General features: G+C 24.5%; 24 protein-coding genes. 4 read left to right on the top strand and 20 right to left on the bottom strand.

Features of this window, described 5'->3' with window-relative positions; genetic code table 11:
- From Q5F54_RS01215 to Q5F54_RS01200, 4 genes are read left to right on the top strand one after another with little or no spacing between them, the layout of a single operon-like run.
- On the top strand, positions 1 to 1,239 hold the full coding sequence (locus Q5F54_RS01215; RefSeq protein WP_288525570.1) for a TldD/PmbA family protein: 1,239 nt from the start codon (positions 1 to 3) through the stop codon (positions 1,237 to 1,239).
- Positions 1,240 to 1,243: 4 nt separating this feature from the next.
- Positions 1,244 to 2,533 carry a metallopeptidase TldD-related protein gene (locus tag Q5F54_RS01210; RefSeq protein ID WP_288525571.1) on the top strand — a complete coding sequence of 430 codons (1,290 nt, stop codon included), beginning with the start codon at positions 1,244 to 1,246 and terminating at the stop codon, positions 2,531 to 2,533.
- Positions 2,534 to 2,553: 20 nt separating this feature from the next.
- Positions 2,554 to 3,282, top strand: coding sequence for an ABC transporter ATP-binding protein (locus tag Q5F54_RS01205; protein ID WP_288525572.1), 729 nt, complete (start codon positions 2,554 to 2,556; stop codon positions 3,280 to 3,282).
- Positions 3,273 to 4,628, top strand: coding sequence for a hypothetical protein (locus tag Q5F54_RS01200; protein WP_288525573.1), 1,356 nt, complete (start codon positions 3,273 to 3,275; stop codon positions 4,626 to 4,628). The genes Q5F54_RS01205 and Q5F54_RS01200 overlap by 10 nt, the downstream gene beginning before the upstream one ends.
- Positions 4,629 to 4,914: 286 nt before the next feature.
- Here the strand turns inward: Q5F54_RS01200 and Q5F54_RS01195 are convergent, their stop codons facing one another.
- The 20 genes from Q5F54_RS01195 to Q5F54_RS01100 form a co-directional block, all read right to left on the bottom strand.
- On the bottom strand, positions 4,915 to 5,289 hold the full coding sequence (locus tag Q5F54_RS01195) for an MmcB family DNA repair protein (protein WP_288525574.1): 375 nt from the start codon (positions 5,287 to 5,289) through the stop codon (positions 4,915 to 4,917).
- A gap of 169 nt (positions 5,290 to 5,458) precedes the next feature.
- Complete coding sequence (locus Q5F54_RS01190; RefSeq protein WP_288525575.1) at positions 5,459 to 5,938, bottom strand: hypothetical protein; 480 nt, start codon at positions 5,936 to 5,938, stop codon at positions 5,459 to 5,461.
- Between the two features lie 102 nt (positions 5,939 to 6,040).
- Positions 6,041 to 6,979, bottom strand: a complete 939-nt coding sequence (locus Q5F54_RS01185) for a hypothetical protein (RefSeq protein WP_288525577.1) — start codon at positions 6,977 to 6,979, stop codon at positions 6,041 to 6,043.
- Between the two features lie 288 nt (positions 6,980 to 7,267).
- Positions 7,268 to 9,055, bottom strand: a complete 1,788-nt coding sequence (locus tag Q5F54_RS01180) for an LPD25 domain-containing protein (RefSeq protein WP_288525580.1) — start codon at positions 9,053 to 9,055, stop codon at positions 7,268 to 7,270.
- 254 nt (positions 9,056 to 9,309) lie between these two features.
- A complete protein-coding gene (locus tag Q5F54_RS01175) occupies positions 9,310 to 9,462 on the bottom strand; it encodes a hypothetical protein (protein ID WP_288525568.1) in 153 nt (50 codons plus the stop codon).
- A 125-nt stretch (positions 9,463 to 9,587) separates the two neighbouring features.
- Positions 9,588 to 9,797, bottom strand: coding sequence for a hypothetical protein (locus Q5F54_RS01170; protein ID WP_288525582.1), 210 nt, complete (start codon positions 9,795 to 9,797; stop codon positions 9,588 to 9,590).
- Between the two features lie 26 nt (positions 9,798 to 9,823).
- The gene (gene mobP2 / locus Q5F54_RS01165) at positions 9,824 to 10,984 is read right to left on the bottom strand and encodes a MobP2 family relaxase (protein ID WP_302168816.1); all 1,161 of its coding nucleotides are present in this window, start codon (positions 10,982 to 10,984) and stop codon (positions 9,824 to 9,826) included.
- Positions 10,985 to 10,986: 2 nt separating this feature from the next.
- Positions 10,987 to 11,424 (bottom strand): hypothetical protein, encoded by a 438-nt coding sequence (locus Q5F54_RS01160; RefSeq protein ID WP_288525586.1) that lies wholly within the window; start codon positions 11,422 to 11,424, stop codon positions 10,987 to 10,989.
- Positions 11,417 to 12,031 carry a hypothetical protein gene (locus Q5F54_RS01155; RefSeq protein WP_288525587.1) on the bottom strand — a complete coding sequence of 205 codons (615 nt, stop codon included), beginning with the start codon at positions 12,029 to 12,031 and terminating at the stop codon, positions 11,417 to 11,419. Before Q5F54_RS01155 ends, Q5F54_RS01160 begins: the two co-directional genes overlap by 8 nt.
- A 267-nt stretch (positions 12,032 to 12,298) precedes the next feature.
- Entirely contained in the window at positions 12,299 to 13,195 is an 897-nt protein-coding gene (locus Q5F54_RS01150; RefSeq protein ID WP_288525589.1) for a hypothetical protein, read from the bottom strand.
- 20 nt (positions 13,196 to 13,215) lie between these two features.
- Positions 13,216 to 13,584 carry a single-stranded DNA-binding protein gene (locus Q5F54_RS01145; protein ID WP_288525591.1) on the bottom strand — a complete coding sequence of 123 codons (369 nt, stop codon included), beginning with the start codon at positions 13,582 to 13,584 and terminating at the stop codon, positions 13,216 to 13,218.
- Between the two features lie 31 nt (positions 13,585 to 13,615).
- Positions 13,616 to 13,939 (bottom strand): hypothetical protein, encoded by a 324-nt coding sequence (locus tag Q5F54_RS01140; RefSeq protein WP_288525592.1) that lies wholly within the window; start codon positions 13,937 to 13,939, stop codon positions 13,616 to 13,618.
- A 156-nt stretch (positions 13,940 to 14,095) separates the two neighbouring features.
- On the bottom strand, positions 14,096 to 14,389 hold the full coding sequence (locus Q5F54_RS01135) for a hypothetical protein (protein WP_288525593.1): 294 nt from the start codon (positions 14,387 to 14,389) through the stop codon (positions 14,096 to 14,098).
- A gap of 11 nt (positions 14,390 to 14,400) precedes the next feature.
- Complete coding sequence (locus tag Q5F54_RS01130) at positions 14,401 to 16,488, bottom strand: DNA topoisomerase (RefSeq protein ID WP_288525594.1); 2,088 nt, start codon at positions 16,486 to 16,488, stop codon at positions 14,401 to 14,403.
- Positions 16,489 to 16,567: 79 nt separating this feature from the next.
- Complete coding sequence (locus tag Q5F54_RS01125) at positions 16,568 to 17,761, bottom strand: NlpC/P60 family protein (RefSeq protein ID WP_288525595.1); 1,194 nt, start codon at positions 17,759 to 17,761, stop codon at positions 16,568 to 16,570.
- Between the two features lie 8 nt (positions 17,762 to 17,769).
- A complete protein-coding gene (locus Q5F54_RS01120) occupies positions 17,770 to 18,354 on the bottom strand; it encodes a hypothetical protein (protein WP_288525597.1) in 585 nt (194 codons plus the stop codon).
- 2 nt (positions 18,355 to 18,356) lie between these two features.
- Entirely contained in the window at positions 18,357 to 20,261 is a 1,905-nt protein-coding gene (locus Q5F54_RS01115) for a VirB4 family type IV secretion system protein (protein WP_302333880.1), read from the bottom strand.
- A gap of 254 nt (positions 20,262 to 20,515) precedes the next feature.
- Positions 20,516 to 21,094 carry a hypothetical protein gene (locus tag Q5F54_RS01110; protein ID WP_288525601.1) on the bottom strand — a complete coding sequence of 193 codons (579 nt, stop codon included), beginning with the start codon at positions 21,092 to 21,094 and terminating at the stop codon, positions 20,516 to 20,518.
- Complete coding sequence (locus Q5F54_RS01105; protein ID WP_288525602.1) at positions 21,072 to 21,380, bottom strand: DUF5592 family protein; 309 nt, start codon at positions 21,378 to 21,380, stop codon at positions 21,072 to 21,074. Before Q5F54_RS01105 ends, Q5F54_RS01110 begins: the two co-directional genes overlap by 23 nt.
- Positions 21,381 to 21,412: 32 nt before the next feature.
- Positions 21,413 to 21,923: hypothetical protein (locus tag Q5F54_RS01100; protein WP_302333879.1), on the bottom strand; the 511-nt coding region annotated here is incomplete at its 5' end.

Below are 21,923 nucleotides of genomic sequence, written 5' to 3'. Positions count from 1 at the left end.
ATGATTAAGATAATAAATAATTTTAATTGTAAAATTGTATTTAGCAAAACATACGGTAGGTTATTCAAGCTACCGTTTCAATCAATGATATCTTATGGTAGTTCTAAAGCAGTTTATTATAAGAATAATTATGAAATTAATTGTATGAATGGATTAAATTTAGATTTAGTTGATTCAAAAACAGTCTCCCAGTCAATAAAGTCAATATTTGATAGATATGAACATAAAAATTATATAAATTTATACGAGAATGATATTGATAATAATATGAATATGATAATAAATGAATTTAATTGCAAAGAATATATAGATGATATAAATTTTCATGTAGCAATAGAAACGGATATAAGAGTAATAAACAAAGATGAACTTATAATGGAGGATGCAGTAGAATTGCTATCTATAATTCCTGTAGTATCAATTATTAAAGATGGTAAGGTGTTAACTAAAACTTTCAAAAGTATGTGTAGATTAGAAGATGGTTTTGAAAAAGCATTTAATAAACTAAGAGTAATGATAAATTCATTGTTGGAGGATAGTATTGAAATAGATTTAAGCGGCAAATTTGAATTAATATTTTCACCTAGTGCCGCTGGTATGTTATTCCATGAAACTATTGGTCATGCATTAGAATCTGATTTTTTCATAGAGGAAAATTGCTTCTTAAGAGATTTTTATAATTCTAAAGTATTTCCAGAAATATTAAATTTAGATGATATACCTCTATTTAGGCGTTTTGATGATGATGGAAATATGTGCAATAATGTAACATTAATTGAAAAAGGAAAGATTGTTGGACTATTATATAATGAAATACTATCAAACGCTAATAATTCTAATATTACAGGAAATGGATTTAAGTCAAGAGATTGTGATGTCGTCATACCAAGGATGAGAAACTTAAAAGTTAGAAATGGAACAGATACTATTGAAGATATATTGCATAGTACAAATAAAGGTATTTATATAGAAAATATACATTGCGGTGATATCAACATAGGAACAGGAGAAATATCATTACTCATAGATAATGCATATTTAATAGAAAACGGCAAAAAAACATCTAAAATAAAAGATTTTACTTACTATGGAAATGCACTAGAAATTATAAAGAATATAAAAATGATTGGTAATGATTATGATTATAAAATCGATAAATGTAATAAAAAAGGTCAATTAATTACAGTAGGATATGGTTCTCCTACTATAAAAATAGAGATGATGGATGTGCTGAGGTGATAAAATGAAATCTTATACAAGTATCTTAGAAGAAACTTTAGAAGAAGAATTATTTATGAGTAATTTAAATACTTTGAGAATAGAGATAGATAAAAAATATAAAATAAAAAATAATTATACTAGTGAGGGTGTAGCGGCAAGAAGTTTTAAAGCAAGTGGAGTAGGATTTTCAAGCAGAGAATCACTAACCGAAAATTCTGTAGTAGATTCCCTACTTGAATCAGGTAAAAATATAATAAAACCTTACATTGAAGGCGAAAAAAAAATAGTTAAAAAAAAATTTGATAAAATAAAAGAAACTATTATATTTAGAGATAAAAAAGATGAAGTTAGTGAAAGAATACTACAAGAAATAACAAAAGACATAGAATGTGCGGGTATAAAAGTAAACAAGATAATATATCAAAATACAAACCTAGACTATAAGATTATAAATACAACAATTGATGATATTATAGAAGGCAATAGAAATACTTGTAATATAGAGATAATATTAGAAAACGATGGTCGAAAGGAACATGTTGTTGTAGATTTACCGCAAAGTGAATTTTGTAAAGAAAAAGTATTATCATGTATACATAGTTTAAAGTACAAATATAATAATAACTTGAAATATAATGCTGATAAACAATACAATTTAATATTTAATAGCACAATATTTGGATATATATGCTTTGTTTTCTCTTATTTAATATCAGGAGAATGTTTAGTAACAAATAAAGATTTTTATGAATTTATAAAGGATAAAAAGATTAAAGATACAGTAAGAATTATAGAAAACTCAAATCTTAATAAACGATTGGATTGTAAATATGACATGGAAGGAAATTTAAGAATTCCTTATGAAATATTTAGTAAAGGTACTCTAATAAATGCTTTTACGAATAGTTCTAGCTCTAAAGAATTAGGATGCATAAATACAGCATCTTGTTTTAGAGAGGATATAAAATCATATCCTACTTCAGTAGCTACTAGTGTTGAGATAGAGCGCGGAAATGATTCCCAAATAATAGAATCATTAAATGAAATAAGTGAAGACTATTTTATGATTGACGAGATAGTAGGAGGAGAAGCAGGTATAAATCCTTGCAATGGAGAAATTAACTTAGTTTGTAGCGGTTATATACATAATGGGTATCAAAGAGGAGAAAAACTTAAAATTTATATTCAGACAAGCATACTTGAGCTATTTAATAATATTATTTCAATGACTAGTGAAAAATATTATTTTTCAGATTGCCTTATATTAACACCATTTGTGTTAGTAGAAAATATAAGATACCGAAAAATATAAGAATGAAAGGATGAAAAACAATGTTACTATCAGTTAGCAGACTAAATAAATTATACGACGGTAAGATTGCTATAAAGGACATAAATTTCACTATAAAAAAAGGAGAAATTATCGGATTAGTTGGAGAGAATGGCGCAGGAAAGACAAGCACTATTAAATCAATACTAAAGTTAATACATCATGATGGTGGAGTAACTAAATTTGAAGGAGAAGAGTACAACAATATTTTTGATATAGAAAATAAAATTTCTTATATACCTGATGAACCGATATTTTATAATAATCTTACATGTTTAGACAATATAAAGTTTATTGGTAGAATATTCAGTAATGATACAGATATATTTAATGAAAAATATATAAGCCTTGTAAAGAAGTTTGACTTCGAAAAACACCTTAATAAATATCCTGAAGAATTATCTAAAGGAAATAAACAAAAGTTAATGATTATACTAGGAACATTACAGAAATTTAGACTTATGATAGCCGATGAACCTTTTACTGGATTGGATCCTGTTCAAATTAAAGTACTAAAAGAACATTTTATTAGTATTAAAAATGAAGGAAATTCAGTTATGATTTCTACACACTTATTAGATATTGCTGAAAGTATATGTGATAGAGTTGTAATAATTGATAAAGGGATTGTAGTAGAGCAAGATACTATAAAGAATTTAAAAGAAAAATATAAAGCAGATAGATTGGAAATAGTATACTTAAAAATAAAAGGAAAAGAAGAATGGATATAATTTCAATGATAAAATGCATGTGTAAATATAAGATTAAAGGAATATACAATGACTTAAGTATGCATTTAATAAACATAATAAAGTTTTATAGTCAGAGTATTGTAGTTATGTTTGGAACCTTAGCAATTTTAGTATCATTTTTACAAGTTATAGTTACTATTGAGGATGTAAATATATACTTTAATTATATTTTTCAAGTATGTGTTATATTAGCTATAGTTGGATATATGTATTCTCCTTTAACACTTATTATTTTTTCTAATCCGGATATATTTTATTTAATTAGAAATAAGAGATTATTTAATTGGATTTTTTTGATGGAGCTAATTAGAAAAAACTTAGAAATGCTAGTTTGTATAATAGGTTGTTCGTATTTTATAAATTATAATATACAATCTACAAATATTATAAGTGTTTTATCATTATTATTACTTATTCCTATCATTGCCAATGTTAAATATTATATATTCAATAAAGTAAATTACAATAAGTGGAAGTTAGTAACAATACTAACATTTTCAATTCAAGTGTTACATCCCAATATATATCTAATCATTATAGAATACTTTATATCAATAGTAATTGTATCATTGGTTTTCAATAATTTAAATTTAGAGAAATTAATACCTATGTATGAATACCATTACAATGCAAGTAGAATAATAAAAATTGGTAGTAATAGTATATCAGTCGATGCTCTTGAAAATTCACAAAATAAAAAAGAAATAGCTGTAGAGAATATTCATGCATATGATGGAAACTCTATATTTTTTAAATTTAATAAAAATTTAGCATTCTTAATAAAAGATTACAAGTCTATGAAAAATAGAACCAATGCTATGAATATTATATTTATAGTTTTAATTATATCTATCGCTATACTAAATGTATTATTTCCAGAGTATAGGTTATTATTATATGTACTTCTGTATGGGATTGTTAATTCACAACTAAAAAGTATATTTAACAATAATTATTATGTTTTTTTTAACAAATTACCTTTATGTAGTTCAATTAAAAGTTTTATAAATGAAACATCTTTTTTCTCAATGTTAATATACACAATAGTCAATACGATATTATTTATTTTACAAGATAGTTTATATTATACTATACCATTTATAGTGTTGATTTCAGTAAGCTCTGTTTTGGTGTCAAATTATAATAGTTTAAAAAATTTAAGTATTTCTGTATTTAACTTATACAATATAGTATTAGCATCAATATATATCATGCTAGAGAGTTATACAATAAGTATTGTTTTAGTTGGACTGTATAGTTTTATATTATATAAAGTTCTATATAGATCGATAAAGTTAAGAGTAAATTTTACAGTTGAAAATTAAGTACTTGATTGATTACGAGATAATATGTTAGAACTGGAAGTATATTTTATAATAAAAAATAACTATATCCTAAATTAAACTAATACCTTAAAAAATAGACAGTTTAATAAAAGACTCTCTAAGTAATCATCTATTATCGTATAAGAAGTGATTAATTAACGATTATATACTTATCTAATATTAATAATATGATATTAGATTAATAGCAAAAAAGAACTATAGTTATACTCTAGTTCTTTTTTTGTTGTAATAATTTATGAATCAAACTTTAGTATTCTAGGTTGATTTATATTTTATGTATTTTATTCCAATACTTGTTATATATCTTTTTTACAACTTCATCTTTATTAAGTTTAACATTATTATTTGTAATATCATTTTTATATACATTAATAGAGTTTCTTAAAGTATCATAATAAATAATACCCGTAATATTACGGTTTTTTTCTGATTCAAGTTTTACTGAATAATCATTAGTAATTATATATAATTCATTACAACATTCAATATAATTATCTTTTTTATTATCTTTTTTATAATCATTCAAACTCACTTTTGTTTCTAATATTATAATTTTATTTTCTTCTAAATTCACACCAATTACATCAAATCTATAGTTATTATGACTATATTCTATATCACTTATAAAACATTTATTCAATATAAAATATGCTTTATATATATTGATTTCTAAGATTAGGGAAACTATATCCAAAACCCCAAAATTAACGTCGCTATGTAGCTATTAACACTATCAAGTATGGGCATTTCATTTTCAAGCAACTACCTATACTTGAAGATTTAATATTAAAATAAATAAAAAATTAGTCTTATCTTATATAATCTTTAATATAAAATTTTTCATAACTTCTATTATTCCATATATTTTTCCATGTTATTGTATAATTAAAATCACCTATAATTTTTTTTAGTTCTTTTATATCAATATTATTAAGGTAAATATAAGCAGTATAAGTATTTATTTTTTTATCATTTACTTGACCATCACTAAGTACTTTTATTCGTTTATCCTCTTCTAAAAGTTTGTATAGTTCATCTGATTCTACTTTAACATTTCTTATAAATATTAATGGAGCCTTAATCTTTATAGTAATATTTAATCGTTTAAATTTTTCAATTTTTTCATTTGATGATATTCCATTATCATTTTTAATTATTTGTTTATAGCTTTCATTTTCTATATTGTTTATTTCAGCCGAAAAATTTATTATAGGTTTTATAAACATACTAATATAAATAAATAATATGAATATTATTACAAATAAGATATATTGTATTTTATTTTTCATAGAAATTCTCCCTTACTAAATATGATAGCACTATTAAATATATAAAAAGTGTGAGCAATACAAATCTCACACTTTTTATATATTTTAAAAATATTAAAATAACTAGAAATTAGCAGAAACACTAGATGCTATTGTCCAAGCATAGCTTGTATTACTTAAACTAAATGATACTGTTCCACTTGAATTTAAACTAGGAGTAACTGTAACTTTCCCATAAGTATGTACATATGAACTAGATATTTTTTCGTAAACTGTATTTTTATTTGATGTTTTACCAGTAACACCTAATTCTGCCCATTTTATTCCATTAGTATATGAAGATGGTCTCTCTACAAATGCATATGATACACCTGTTTTAGTATCTAATGTACAACGATTTGAAACTGCATATTCTGTTGATAATTTTTTACTGTATATTGTATATCGACTTGGTAATGAAACTGATATACTATCCTCGTAAGCCGCTGGACGATATTTATCTGAAACCGAACTTTGTTTAATCCATTTAGATAATGATGCTCCATATAATTCTTTGTTTGAACCATTAATACAACTTTCTCCGATTGTATATAGTCTAAAATATCCATCAAAGACTGAATTCTGCCCTTGTGAAAACGCATAAGTACTATAATATTCATTTTTGCTTACTGGAACCATATCTTCATTTCCATCTTCAGTTTCGATTTTTTTTACCATAACATCTGTATACCCTATTGCTTTTATCGAAATATCTTCATTTTTTTCTAAGTCTTTAATTAGCTTTTCCTTTAACTCTGGAACTTCCTCAAAATGTTCATTTAATTCATTTAATTCTGTTTGAGTTGAAGATTTTCTATTTTTAACATTTAATTCTAATTCGCCATTACTATTAAGTTCTAAATCTATACCATCTAAATCAATTTGTCCCTCTGAAACCATATATTTTTCACTAGTTACCATAATAGGTTCGTCATTTGATTTAGATAAAGCATCTACTTTAATACCCTTCCCAAAACCTATTATTGAAAATACTAACATTAAACTTACTGCTTTTTTAAACATAATATTCCCCCTTAAATTTATTATTTTATGATTTTTGTCTAAATCATATACCATATTATAATAAATATAATATACATTTTTATCTAGTTTATAATACAGGTTGTAACTTTTTGTATTACTTTTTTGTATAAATTTATTATTTTTTGTCACATATCTTCACTCTATTATGACAACTATATCCAACACCCAAAAAGTAATGTCACTATGGCGTTATTTTCGGGTTCCAAAAGGAGAGGTGGCATATACCTTAAAGTTTCTTATTAAAAATAAGATGTAGTTATATCATTGTTATAAAGATAAATCTTTATCTTTTGCAATTTCTTTATTAGTATTTATTTTCAAAATATCAAAAAGATACTTTTTAATATTTTCAGACATATTAAAATTTCCACCTTCAACAACTTTATAAATATGCTCTTTTAAATCTCTAGCAAATCCATCTCCTATATCAACTCTGCCTGAATAAAATTTATCAGTACAATCTTTGTTAAAATGCAACTCAAATGAAGTTTTAAAATATGCTACCTCATAATTTGGGTCAGATTCTTTCCTAGAAAAATGCCTTTGTGTCAAAATACGAATTAACTCATTAGCATCTTCAAATTCATATATAGAGTTTTCTTCAATATGATGTTCTTCCGAAAATAAAAACTTAGTATATATTTTTTCTTTAGACTCAACTACATCTGCAACAGTTTCTATATTTTGTTCATTTGTATTTTTACTTTCAATCGTCTTTTCAATATCTCTATCATTAAATAGGCTATTTTCAATAATTGTAATAAATTCACTAGAAGTATCTTTTATTTCATTAAGTAATTTTTTCTTTTCTTTAATATCAGTATTTTTAGAGTAATGATTTAAGTATGATAAAGAATACTCACTTGTATCTATATTAAAATATGAACATACAGAATAAGCAACCATTTCAGCTTGAAACTCTTTTTCAGCTTTTGAATACTTATGTCTAGTATTAGCAGTATGTAGTTTTGCGTGTGCTAATTCATGTAATAGTGTTTTTACATTTTGTAATTGACTATTACGAGGGTTTAGAGCCACTTCTTTGGTCATGGTATAGCTAACACCTTTTGCAACTCCTAATTCACTCTTAGGGGCGATTATATTAACTCCTATATCATTTGCTACACTCTCCATAGCCTTATACATCTTGTCATAGTTTTCTATTTCGCCATCAAGCCATTTATTTGGGAATAATTTAGGCAAATCTTCGGCAGTTGCATTAGTTTGGCTAACATCAAAAACATACCCTTTCTTATAAGACATAGTTGGTGGAGCATCTTTTAATATTCCCTTTTTTAATTTTTCTTTTTGCTCCTTAGTAGCAAAATAAACTCTTTTAATATTCCCTTCTTCATCATAGAAATTTTTGATAGGTGTAGGAATTAAAATTTGAATACCCTTTTCACCCTTATTTACTGTAAATCCATTATCTTTCCAAAACTTAAAAGAACCAACTGCTCTAGCTCCACTAAATTGTTCTTCTATTTTTGCACAGTTCCCAATAGAGTAATTATGGAATTTAGACATATACTTTAGGTACTCTTTTATATCTTCTTTACTTTCAAAATAACTATTTAACTTATCATTTGTAGCCTTAATTATATCATCTACAGTTTGCTTAGTATTTTCTTTTTGATATTCTTTTTTAGTTTTATCTACTTTCTTAGTGTATTGTTTATGTATATTTTCTTTAGTATTTGAAAGAGAATCAATATTATCAACTTCGATTATATTAACATCAAAAGATGATGATATATTTCTAAGAAAATTTAATTGTCTTTCTTTAAAATCATTAGAAAAAGTTACTCCAAAATCTTTTGAAATCTCATCATTAAAATTATCAGTTATAAGTTGCATAGCACAAATAGTTTTAGTGAATTTATCATCATTACTATAAACAACCAACGTTTGTAAGGTATCCATTTTTTCATTAAGTACATCTAGTTTTGTAGTTAATTCTAAATAAGATAAATCATTTTTACATAAAAAATTAACTGTAGATACAACATCATCTACAGTTTCATTTATTAATTCACTATTCATTTTTACATCCATCTATTTTTCTCCAATCTATAAAAGACATTTTTGATACTCCTTTTGTTGATTTTAGTAGGTTAACTAAGTGTATCATAAGTGTCTTTTTTAGTTAATATATTTGTCTGATTTAATTATACAATCCAGGAATTAAAAAGAGATATAGAAATTAATCTATATCTCAAAAAATAAGTTTAAAACTCAATGGATTATGTTATAATATATTTATAAAAGGAACTGAAATCTATTCGTCGTAGAGTGATGTTTCCGTCAAATTATTTGTAACGTTTGAACTTGATTTTTATATCAAGTTCTATACCACTCTTAGTTTTCGTCGAACTAGAGTGGTTTTTTAATTTTTCAGATATGTAATTAGTCAATAGACCAAGACATATTGTGCCAATAGCACCTATGACAATGTTTATCATTTGTTCCATACTTCCTCACCTCCTTCCGTTAAGAAGTAGGCTTTACATTTAAGTATGGAAACACCACTCTATAGATTTCAATTCCTATATTCATTATATCATATACAAGTTAATACTACTACGTTTTATATTATAGTTTTCTTTTCTTTATCATAGAAAACATATAAAGTTTCACCATCTTCACATAAATTTTTATACAATTCTATCATTTCTTCATTTGCATCAATTACGATACTTTCATGTGTAAAAATATCCTTAATTATTATACATTCTTCTCCAAAATCATAAATATATGCTTTGCTCTTTTCACTTGTTATGAAACACTCTTCACTCATATTTTTATCTCCAATCTAATTTATTTTTATATACTCAAACCACAATCAATTTTTTGTTGTAGTCGTTCATACTGATTTAAATTTTTAATATTTTCAATATCTTTATGTAGTGCTTTTTGAATTGAATTTACACATCTACTATCTATAATAATACTATTTTTAAATCTAAATTTAGATTTTTTATTAGTCAATTTATCATTTTTTAATCTATCTTCTTGCTTTATATAATCTTTTATTTCAGATAAAAAAGAGTTCCCAATACGTTTATATAGGTCATCAATTTTATTTTGCCTATAGTCTTTATATTTCTCTCTCTTACCAACTCCGTATGCTTCTTTTAGTACTTCTTCTTGCCTATCTAATTTTGATAAAAGTAAATTAAAATCATCTTTTTTATAAGTATCAATATAGTGCTTAGTCATTTCATCAAGATATATATTAGCACTTTTCATAGTGTTATATCCATAGTGCCAATGTCTTTTATCGTCGGGTAAATTTTTAATAACCTCACCCATAAGTTCTTTTAATCTTTTATCTTTTTTTATTATATCAGTATCTTTATTTTTAATAATTTTATCTCTAATAATATTATTAATATCTTTATATATTTCTTTAGAATCTAACAACTCATTTACAAAAACACTCTTCATATTATCCAAAGTTTTCTGTTTCTTTTTTCCTCTTTCCTTAGTTGGATTTGGTTCACATATTGCAACATGGATATGTATATTATCCGTATTAAAGTGAATTGCTCCATTCCAAATTGCACTATCAGTTATACCTAATTTATCTAAAGATAATGCTATAGACTTTCTAACTGCATTTTTAATTTTTCTTTCATCAAGTTCATGTGTTCTTGAATTATATAAGCCATTTTTTTCTAACCATAAATTATCAAAACTAAAAACATCTTGCCACATTATACTCTTATTTTTTTGTGCTAATTCAAACAATTTTTTTGAATTATTTACATCATCTTTACTTAATATATCTTTTTCTTTATCAAATAATCCAGTTGTTTTTTTAGGATTACCCATGTAATCACTATACAAAGAATATCTACTATAAGCATCATTTCTAATTGCATCTTCTCTATTCATATAATTTATATATGAATTAAATTTATCAGAAGTATGTGTTATAAATTTCGACTTAACAATAACACCAACTATCTTTTTTTCTTTCATTATTATTTAACAGTATTGCTCTTTATATAATGTTTTTTAGCAATTTCAGTTTCTATTCTTTCTTTAGTCATTGTATATGCTTTATGTGGCATAGTATTGGTAGAAGGTATATTACCGTAGTCCTCATTAAGATATATCCCATTCATTAATTCGACTAATATTTTAGTATCTATATTAGTATCATTTGTAGCAGATTTTAATTGCTTAACTTCATTTTTTATAGTAGAAGATACTTCTTTCAATAAATCAGATTTTATTTCTTCAACTACTGCATTTGCTATATATTTATTAAGATTATTTACAGTACTATTACAATTTTCATTATATTTTTTAACTAAAGTATTTACTGCTTTACTTAAAGTTGAGATATTATTTTCAACTCTAAACACTTCTATAAGTTCTAAAGTTTCCTCTTCTAAATATAAATGTTTTTTAACCATGCTTAATATCTCCTTCACTATCATAAAACCTTGATATATCTATTACATTTTCATCACAAAATAATTTAAAAACTCTAGTAGATAAATCTAAAATACCTAAAGTTTTTTCTATTAGATAATTATATTTTTCATCAACTAACTTAACATGATTTGAATATGTAAGTTGTCTTAAATACATATTTAGATATTCATTTCTTGATATATTTTTTTCCTCTGCTATTTCATCAATCCTATTTATAATTTCAATAGGAATAGACCTAATTAATATATCAGCTCTTTCACTACTTTTATAATCAATAACTTTATTTTTTAAAGGTATATTTTTTTCACTACCTTTATAATCAATATCTAATGTATAAGCATCTTCCAAATCTATTATAAAATTATTTGTAAAATGACACATAGCTTCTGTATGTAATCTTATATTTTCAATTATTTCTTTTTGTAATTTTTGATAATTATATTCTAGTTCATTTGCTTCTTTTTCAAATGCAAACTCATCTACTTTTTGTTTTAAAAATTCATTTCTACTTATCTTTTTTTGTTTAGCCAAATTATCAATTTTATCTACTATATGACTATCTATATCTCTTAATATTAAATTCATTTTCATTATCTTCCTTGATTTAGAATTAATTTTTTATGTCGCTTTCTAAAATAAAAAGCTCCAAACTTTTTATAAAAAAAGAGCATAAGGAACTTTTGATATCACTTAAGGTGATATACTAGGCAAAGCCTAGTAATGTTCTCATTTTTAACCCTAAAATAGTGCTATCATAATTTTTCAAAATGTTACACTAAATGTTCCATAAATTATTACACAAATGTTCCACAAAAAATAGGATTTTTTCAGCCTATTTTTTGTGGTTTTTTATTAAAAATCTTCTTTTTTCTCCCTTAATTTTTCAATTTTTTCTTCAAGTTCTTTTATGCTTTTTGTTGTATTTTCTATTGTAGAATTTGAAGAATTTATTAAAGAATTTAACTTATTTATATTACTATCTGTTTGGTTTTGTTCACTTTCAGTTTGATATTTTTTATCACTTTCTAATTCACTTATTTTGCTTTTAGCATCACTAATTTTCTTATATTCTTTATCCAAAGTTGAATTAAATTCCTTTATATTTTCTGATAAAAAACTAACCTCAATATCAATTATTTCTTCAAAATATTTAGCACTTGTTTTTTCCTTTAAGAAAGAATCTTCTTTAATATCTTCTCTATCAGAATAGATTCTTACAACAGAAAGGAGTGAACTTTTATATGTAGATTTATTATTATTTTCATCTTTTTTATTCTCTAAATCTTCATCATCAATAGCATTTAAAATATCATTTTGATAACCCATAGATAACGATAATACTTTCCAATTCTTAGGAACTTTTGCAAAAATAACATAGTAATTATTATCTATATTTTGGTATCTTGTTTCTATTATTTGACTTGGATTTTGTTGCTCTCTAAGTTCAAATTTTAACTCTTTATTATCAATATTGCCTATATCATCTGCATGAATTATAAACTCAACCATCTTTGTTAAAGGGTTATATTTTCTACTTATAATTTTTGCATTTAATGTATTATTTTTTTGTATTTCATTTATAGTTGTACTTCTTATTTCTTTATTATTATTTGAATATAATGTATTTGAAAAAATAAAAAACATCATACCTAAAACTGCAAATCCCGATATAAAATAATAAAGTGCTGATGTATTTTCTTTAAAATATTGTCTTAAATTATCTATATATAATTCTAATTTTTCAAGCATATTATTTATTCACCAACTTTCTAAAATGTTGGATGTTCGTCAACGTATACTGATTCAAGATTATTCATTTTTTTGGGAAAATCTAAATACTCAATTCTCTTTGCAACTATTAATATATTTTTATGAGTTTTATTATTTTCATCACTCCAAATATTTAATTTTAAATATCCCTCAACTAAAATTTTTCTTCCTTTATCTAGGTTATTAACAACACTTTCAGCAAGTTTATTCCAACATTCAATAGTGAAAAAATCGACTTTATCATTATCATTTTTATAATATTCTTTTTGTACTGCTAAGTTAAATTTTGAAACAGGAATTCCACTTTCTTTTAAATATTTTAGACTAGGTTCAGTCGCTAATCTTCCACTTAATACAACTAAATTCATAATTTAATCTCCTATTCATATCTCACAAATTTTATAAAATATCACTTAGCATATCTTCTATTTCTTCTATAAAATGTTTAGACTCTATTTCTTCATATATTAAAAACTCTTCTATTCCAAAAGAATTTTTTAATCTATTAAAAATCATTTTAGATATATTTTCATGGTCATATCCTTTAACTTCTATATCATCTATTCTTATAATTTTTCCTTTAGCCTTTCCTGTTGTTAGATGTAAACAACCGTTGCTATTTAAAAATCCTTTTTCACCTTTTTTAACTGTCATAACTCTTTCACTTACTCTTGTATTTATCTTAAAATCTTCTCTAACTATAACTTCTTGATCTATCTTCATTTTTTAATTACTCCTTTTTATAAATTAAATTTTCAATAAAAAAAACCACAAAAGTAGTTCTTTTTCGCCCTTTTAAATTCAATTCTAAGGCATTTTATTTTTAATTTTGATATATAATATCCTTTAACTTTTTCAGTTTTATATTTATTAATAAAACTAATCAAGTTGTACTGTTCCAATTGTTGGAGGAATCAACAGATATGACACATCTTCTCCATTTAATCTTCTTTCCTCTCTATCAGCCCACCATTTTATATATAATTCTTTATTCCTTTTCTTAATTTCATCTAAACTTAATTCTCTTACATTAGTACACTGTGATATTTCACTTTCTTCTATAAATGAAAAGCCTTCTGCATACTCTAAAACTTCATTTTCTGATAATCTACGAGAAGTATAAAATATATATTCTTTTCCATACAAATCAAATGAATAATAATTAAAACTCATTGAGATACTCCTTATTTATTATTAAACTCTAATTTAAAATTAACATAATCACCGTTAATGCTCATTATTACAGTTGCATCATATGTGCCTTTTCCATCTTTCTTTTTAAATCCTTTTACATTAACTTTACCTTTTGTTAATAAAGATTTTGCTATTGTTTTAGTTATTTTTTTTCCTTTATCATTAAAAAATTTATTATTTTTCCATAACGTAAAACTACACTTTGGTTCATCTTTAAATCCTTCACAGTAGAAAGTTTTATCACTTTCATATACATTTTTCCCACACTTAGGACACTTACCTATAACTTCTTTTTCGGCTTTAGGTGTTTCAATTTTTTTAACTTCAATTTGCTTTGAATTATTTATCATGCTTGATAAATTTACACTAAAAATCTCTAAGGCTTTTTCCTTAGAGATTTCATTTTTATACACTTTCTTTAGCATTTTTTGAAGTTCAACGGTCTTTTCTTTATATAAATCTATATTTAATTTATCTAAAGTTTCTATTAATGAAATCCCTAAATCATCTATATAAAAAGTACCTTTATTTTCTTTTATATATCCTAATTTTATTGCTTTTTCTATTATAGATGCCCTTGTTGCTACCGTTCCTATTTCACAACCACTTAACATCATATTATACTCTTCATCTTCTGTCATTTTAGCCTTCTTAAATGGATTTTTAAGGTAGTTATTAAGTTCTTCTAATGTAATATGTTTAGATGCTTGTGTAGTCTTTTCTGATACTGAAATATTACATTGTATCTGCTCTCCAACTGCAAATCTAGGTAATGTTTTTTCTTTTAAATCATTTTCAAAGTTCAAATAACCTAACGATTTAACAACAGACCCTTTTAATTTAAAATCATATTCTCCTAATGAAAATATGATAGTAGTTTCTTCTAAAATAGTATCTTCTTTTAAAAAATTTGAAATAAATCTATTCTTAATTATATTATATACATCTAACTCTTTTCCTGTTAAATCTTTAGGTACTTTTGTAGTTGGAGTTATAGCACTATGGCTCTCAACTTTAGATGTATCGAATATAGACTTCTTATTTTTCATTTCTAAAATATTATCTTTATCTATAATATCAATTATTTTTTGAACCTTATCTTTTTCTGCATCTGCTAGATACTCTGTATTTGTTCTTGGGTAAGTTACATAACCTTTTTCATATAAACCTTGAATTATTTTTAAACTATCATTTGCACTCAATTTAAGTTCTTTTGATAATTTATTTTGTAGTTTATCAAGAGAAAATAATTTCTTAGGTTGCTTTTTAATCTCTTTAATTTGAATATCTTTTACTATAACTTTTTCTTCTTTTAATGGAGCTATAGCTTTTATACATTCTTCTTTTGTATCAAATTTTAATTCATCTATACTAAATTTAATTGTATTATTATCCTTTTCAAAATCAACTTCACCTTGATAATATTTTTTAGGTATAAAGTTTTTTATCTCCATATCTCTATTGTAAATTACTTCTACTATAGGAATTAATACTCTGCCTACTGGTAATGTTTTAAATGCCTTGCAAGTTAATAATCTTGTTAGATTTATTCCATATATCCAATCAACACAAGTTCTAACAAGTCCTTCATCATACAATAAATCATATTTACTAGAATCATCTAAATTTTTCAAAGCATATCTTATAGTTTCGTGAGTTTGCTCTGGTAACCAAAGCCTTTTTATAGGTTTTATTTGCCCTTCTAAGGCATTTTCTATGATTAATCTACCAATAACCTCACCCTCTCTATCAGCATCCCCACAATTAATAATTTCGCTTATATCATTTCTGTCTATTAATTTCTTTATCGTTTCAAATTGTTTCTTAACTCCTATATCATCTATTAGTTTAAATTTATACCTACTAGGAATAAATGGCAATTCTTCTAAGTTCCATTTTGTTTTTTCTCTATCAAAATAATCATCTATTGAATATAACTGAAATAGATGTCCAAAACCAAAAGTTACTACATATTTATCATTTTCAAAGTACCCATCATTCTTTTTAAAGTTTCCTCCTATAGCTTGTACTATAGTCATTGCCAAAGAAGGTTTTTCTGCTATAATTACTTTTTTCATTATTATATATCCTCTCTTTTTAAACTAAAAAATACAGTCTAGTTACTATATTTAAAATAACTAGACTGTATTTTTATAATTAATTATTTTCAACAACTCTTCTAACATTTCCATTAAATACTTTTTTCCAATACGAACTGTTTAAATCATCTATCCAAACACCTTTTGATGTTCCACAATGTAGGAATTTGTTATTACCTAAATATATACCTACATGACCATTATATTTATATGTATTGAAGAAAATAATATCACCTCTTACCATTTCACTAGAATTAACTTTTCTTCCAACATTCGCTAAACTATCAGTTACAACAACTTTATAATCACCTAAAGTCAATCCAGCACTAGCGAAGCACCAATGAACAAATGAACTACAATCAAATCTTCTATTTGCTATATCAGAAGGATTACGACCACCGCCCCATACATAAGGTGATTTTCCTACCAATTCACTACCAACTTTTATAGCAGTTTCTATTATCTCATTATTACCTACAACTCCATCACCTAAAAATATATCTAATCCTGTATTTCTAAACTCTATGGCATATTTAAACACTTTATTAGGATAATCAAACTTTGCATTATCTAAATCTACATTCATACCATATCTTGAACCACCATTGTAACAAGCGAATATTCGTCTTAATGTTTCTCTAAAATCAGAATCAGTTTCACTAGCAGACCAATTTATTAATTGCATATTTTCAGTACTATTATAGTCTAGTTTAGATACTTTCTTCTGTTGTTTTAATACATAATTTGCATAATATCTTATTTCATATGAACCACCTATTATTTGTGCTCTTACATCCTTCAGATATATACTCCACATTTCTTCACTACTTGAAAAACTATATCCACAATTCTTATAAATATTACCTAAACCTAAATTGATAAGATATGCCCATAAGTCTTTGCCTGACCCCGAATCATACTTTTGTACTTGCATAATACCATATGCTCCACCATATGAAGTTGAAGGATTGAAATTACTTTCTTGTTTTGATATAGCCGCTAAAACCCAATTAGGAATACCGTATATTTCAGATGCTTCATTGAAATATTCTATGTACTCACTTGGAACACCTACCAACAAAGAATTACCATAACTATTTTCATTTGATTTTTGATAAGCTCCTATTAATACAAATATAAGTGTACTCATTAAAATTATAAAAAATAAAAACGATAGTTTAATTGAAACTATCGTTTTTATAATAAATCTCATTCTATTTACTTTTCTAATATCTTGACTAATTGTACTCATATTATCACCTAATATACTTCTACGCTAATATTTACTATTTTCCACTCATTATTATTAGAATTTACTAAGAAATCATAAACAGTTTGTTCATTTTTATTAATTATAGATTTATTTTCATCTAACCAATTTGAAGTAACCTTAACCCTTATATAAGCATCTTTATTAGCATAGTCAAATGAAAAATCAGTAAAATCAATTTTTTCTATTGTTCTATATATATACCCATTTGTAGGCATTGAAGCATTTCCTATAACCTCTATTTCAAGTTCTTTATATAATTCTTCCTCAACTAAATTTTCAGCATTTTTAAATTCTTTTTGTGGCTCTAAACTTGAAATTTTATGATATGAGTTTAAAAATTCTTCAACTACTTTTTCACTTTCATTTTGTATGTTTTCTTCATCTGAAATTTTTGTAGATGATGTATTTTTATCATTGTTATCACTTTCTATAATATTACTTTCAATCTTTTTATTTATAGTATTTTCAGTATTATTACTATCTTTTTTGCTAAAAACAAATATTGAAAATAATATAAAGCAAATAACTAAACCTATGTATACCCCTATGGATTTCTTCTTTTCTTTATCCATTTTTATGCACCACCTTTGAATAATTCTAACTCTTCTGAACTTGCTTCAATACTAAATGAAATATTTCCTAATCCATTTATAGATAATATACAGTTCCCTTGCTCTAATCTAGGTATAGATGATAATTCACTATCTGACAGTTGACCATTAAATACATTTGAAAGTGTATCTAAGGCATTACTATCTTGTTGCATTATAAATTTATATTGAGTTAAATCAAACATTGTCTTTATCTTTTCAAACATTTCATTGTTTAAGTTACTTGGTGCAATATCTCTTATACTTTGAGTTGCAAAAATTAATCCACCGAAATACTTTCTTGCTTCTCTTTGAAATCCAATTAAATATTCTACAGCAGTAGGATTATTAGAGTTAATTATCCTATGTGCTTCATCTATTAGTATCATATATTTTATACATTCATTAAATGACTTAGTTTTATTATCATACATGGCTTTTTCTTTTCTACCTTGAACTAAAGCATTATTCCAAAGTAGAGTTAATATATTAAATACTTGTGCATTAAAGACTCTCACATCAAATTGTGTTAAGTTTCTAAGGTCAAATGATAATATAGGTTTATTAGTTATATCATCAACCGTAGAATGTCCATCAAATAGATTTTTATAATCTCTAACTATACTTTCTATATTAAGAATAATTGAGTCTAATCTTTCTATTTTTGTTTTAGGTATTTTAGGATTAATAATTTCATTTTCAATATCAGTATAAAGAGTTTCTTTTATGTATTGTAAAAATTGACTCATTGTAGGATATTCATATACACTATACTCACATGATTTATTTTTTTCAATTCCAAAATGATGATAAAACTTATTTAACAATTTATCAAATTCTCTTTGTTCTTCAACACTACAGTTCGGATTTAAGAATTTATACATTGTACTAACTTTAGCAATATGAACCATAAAAGACTCTTCATTATTCACTTTATTAGTGTTTTCATCTACTATAGTTGCTAATATTTGAAGAGGATTTATCATACCATTTGTACCATCAAGTGATACTGTACTTCCACCTAGTTCTACAACTAAATCTTTAAATTCACCTACTATATCTAAAATTCTGATAGTTTGTCCTTGTATTGCATTATCTAAAACTAATTTTTTAAGTAATGTGGACTTCCCAGCACCCATCATTCCGAAAACAACTGCATTATATGACTTTCTTTTATTATCTTTAGTAAACAAATCAAATAAAACATTTCCACCAGTTGTTGTAGTTCCTAAATAAATTCCTGTTGGGTCATTTAATTGTGTAAAATGAAAAAAGTACCCTCCACCAAGACTTGATGAAGGGATCGCTTTACCACTTCTTTTATTTTTTAAGTTTATCTGCTCTGAATATGGATTGAATAAAGAACACCATTCATACTCTTGTTCATTTAAACAAATAGTTGCTCTATATCCAAGTCCTTCTAATTCTTCTAATAAATCTTTTACTTTTTCTTCTAATCCAACTTTTGTTTTATCTGCTAAGTAATACCTTATATGTACTAATTTTATTACTTCGCCAAAGTTCGTTATGTCATCTGCTAACTGATGTAAACTTGAATATGTACTTTGTGCTTCAATCGCATTTACCTCATTGGTTTCTTCCTTATATCTATTTTTTTGCTCTACTAAAGATTTATTTATACTCTTTAATGCAGTTCTCTTTTTTTCAGTTGATATATCTATCGTTGTTATTACATTTTTCATTGATGTTAATTGTAATAACCAAAAGTAATTTACTTGATTTTTATACTCATAAAGATGTACTACTGTTTCGTAGCCATCACCCTTTTTTATAAATTTTTCATCAAATTTAATTCCACCTTGTGATTGAACTTTTGTAACAAAAAATGGATTAAAGTCATATGATTTATTACTAATCTTACCAAACATAAGATACCTCCATTTTGATTTGAATTATTTTTTAAATATTATAATAAAAAAGAGATATAGAAATTAATCTATATCTCAAAAAGTAAGTTTAAAACTCAATGGATTATGTTATAATATAGTTGTAGTATATGTATAAAAGTAACTGAAATCTATTTGATCATAGAGTGATATTTCTAACAATTATAATTTATTTAGCTTAAACAAAGCTACTCTTAGTTTTCGACGACAAAGAGTGGCTTTTTAATTGGACAGTATTATGTTTTAGAATTTTGATTATTTAATTTAAACAATATCTTTATTTTCTTCTCATTATTTATCTTTTTTAATTTCATAGAATCACTACTTAATCTAAGTAATAGATTTTCTCTTTCAAATATAGCCTTTTCATTTTCTGCAAAGAAAAATAAGTAAAATTCTTTATTTTGCCTATACTCTTCTAAAAACTTTAACTCATTAAGTCTTTTTTCTAAAAAATATCTATGGTTTGGATTTTTAGAATTTTCTAATTTATTTATTATATTTTGTTGCTGATTATATGTATTAACTGGAAATTGCATACATACTATCTTTATATCGTCTTGATACCCCCTTAAAAAGGACGTTAAATCTAAAACATGAGAATTAACTTCATCTATATTTAAAGAGTATATATCTTTACTCTCTATTTGTAGTATATTCATATAACCATATGTAGTTTTAAATATACTCTTATCTTCTACAATATCTATAATTGGAAATATATCCATGATAGTTTTATTAATCTGTTTTAATTCTTTTTTGTATTCTTTTTGTTTTTCATTTTTTAATTTTCTATTTATCTTTAAAACTTTCACAATTTCCCACCTCATAATCTAAAGAATGATACGTTAAATTATTCTTAGTAAGCAATATATAAATAGCTTGGTATACTCTTTTACTAGGATTTGTAGAACTTTTTAAGATAAAGAGTAGGCTCAATATTAATAAAAATACATAATATTGAAATACAAGTCCATCATATATGGCACTACTTGTTATCCATGCAAAAAACAATGTTCCAAGAATAATTATAAAGTCTTTTATATATATACTTTTCCAAAGTTTATTTTCACTTGATATTTCTTTTGGTATTAAAAACATATTTTTTTCCTTTCAAAAAGAGATAGTTCTAACTATCTCTTTTTATTATCAAATATTGTCTTATTCTTACTTTTTATTTTATCTATAGAATTTGATGTTATCCTTCCTAAACTTCTTCCACTCTCATAGTTACTTTTAATTAAAGGCTTATCTAATATAGTTTGCTTAATATGTTCTGATAGTGTTCTAGGCTGATTTGAATTATTCTCAACCTTAATATCTTTATTCAAAGGAGTTATGTTGTTACTATTTGAAGATTTCACACTTCTACTTAAAGATATATGCTCTAAATTTGATTTATTTTGTACACTAGAAGTTTCTCTTATTTTATCTAAATTACTCATTTCTTTATCTAATGAATTTATATTTCCACTTAATGGCTTAGATTCTAAGTTTGATTTACTTATGTCATTCATACTTTCCTCTAATGACTTATTAGGCTTATTAGCAATTCCTTCTATTTTATCTAAATTATTCATTTCTTTATCTAATGAATTTATATTTCCACTTAATGGTTTAGGCTCTAAGTTTGATTTATTAAAG

Source organism: uncultured Romboutsia sp. (assembly GCF_958366745.1).
GTDB classification, from domain to species: Bacteria; Bacillota; Clostridia; order Peptostreptococcales; family Peptostreptococcaceae; genus Romboutsia; species Romboutsia timonensis.
Note: the sequence above shows the minus strand (reverse complement) of the source record. Positions and strands in the feature narration are given on the sequence as shown.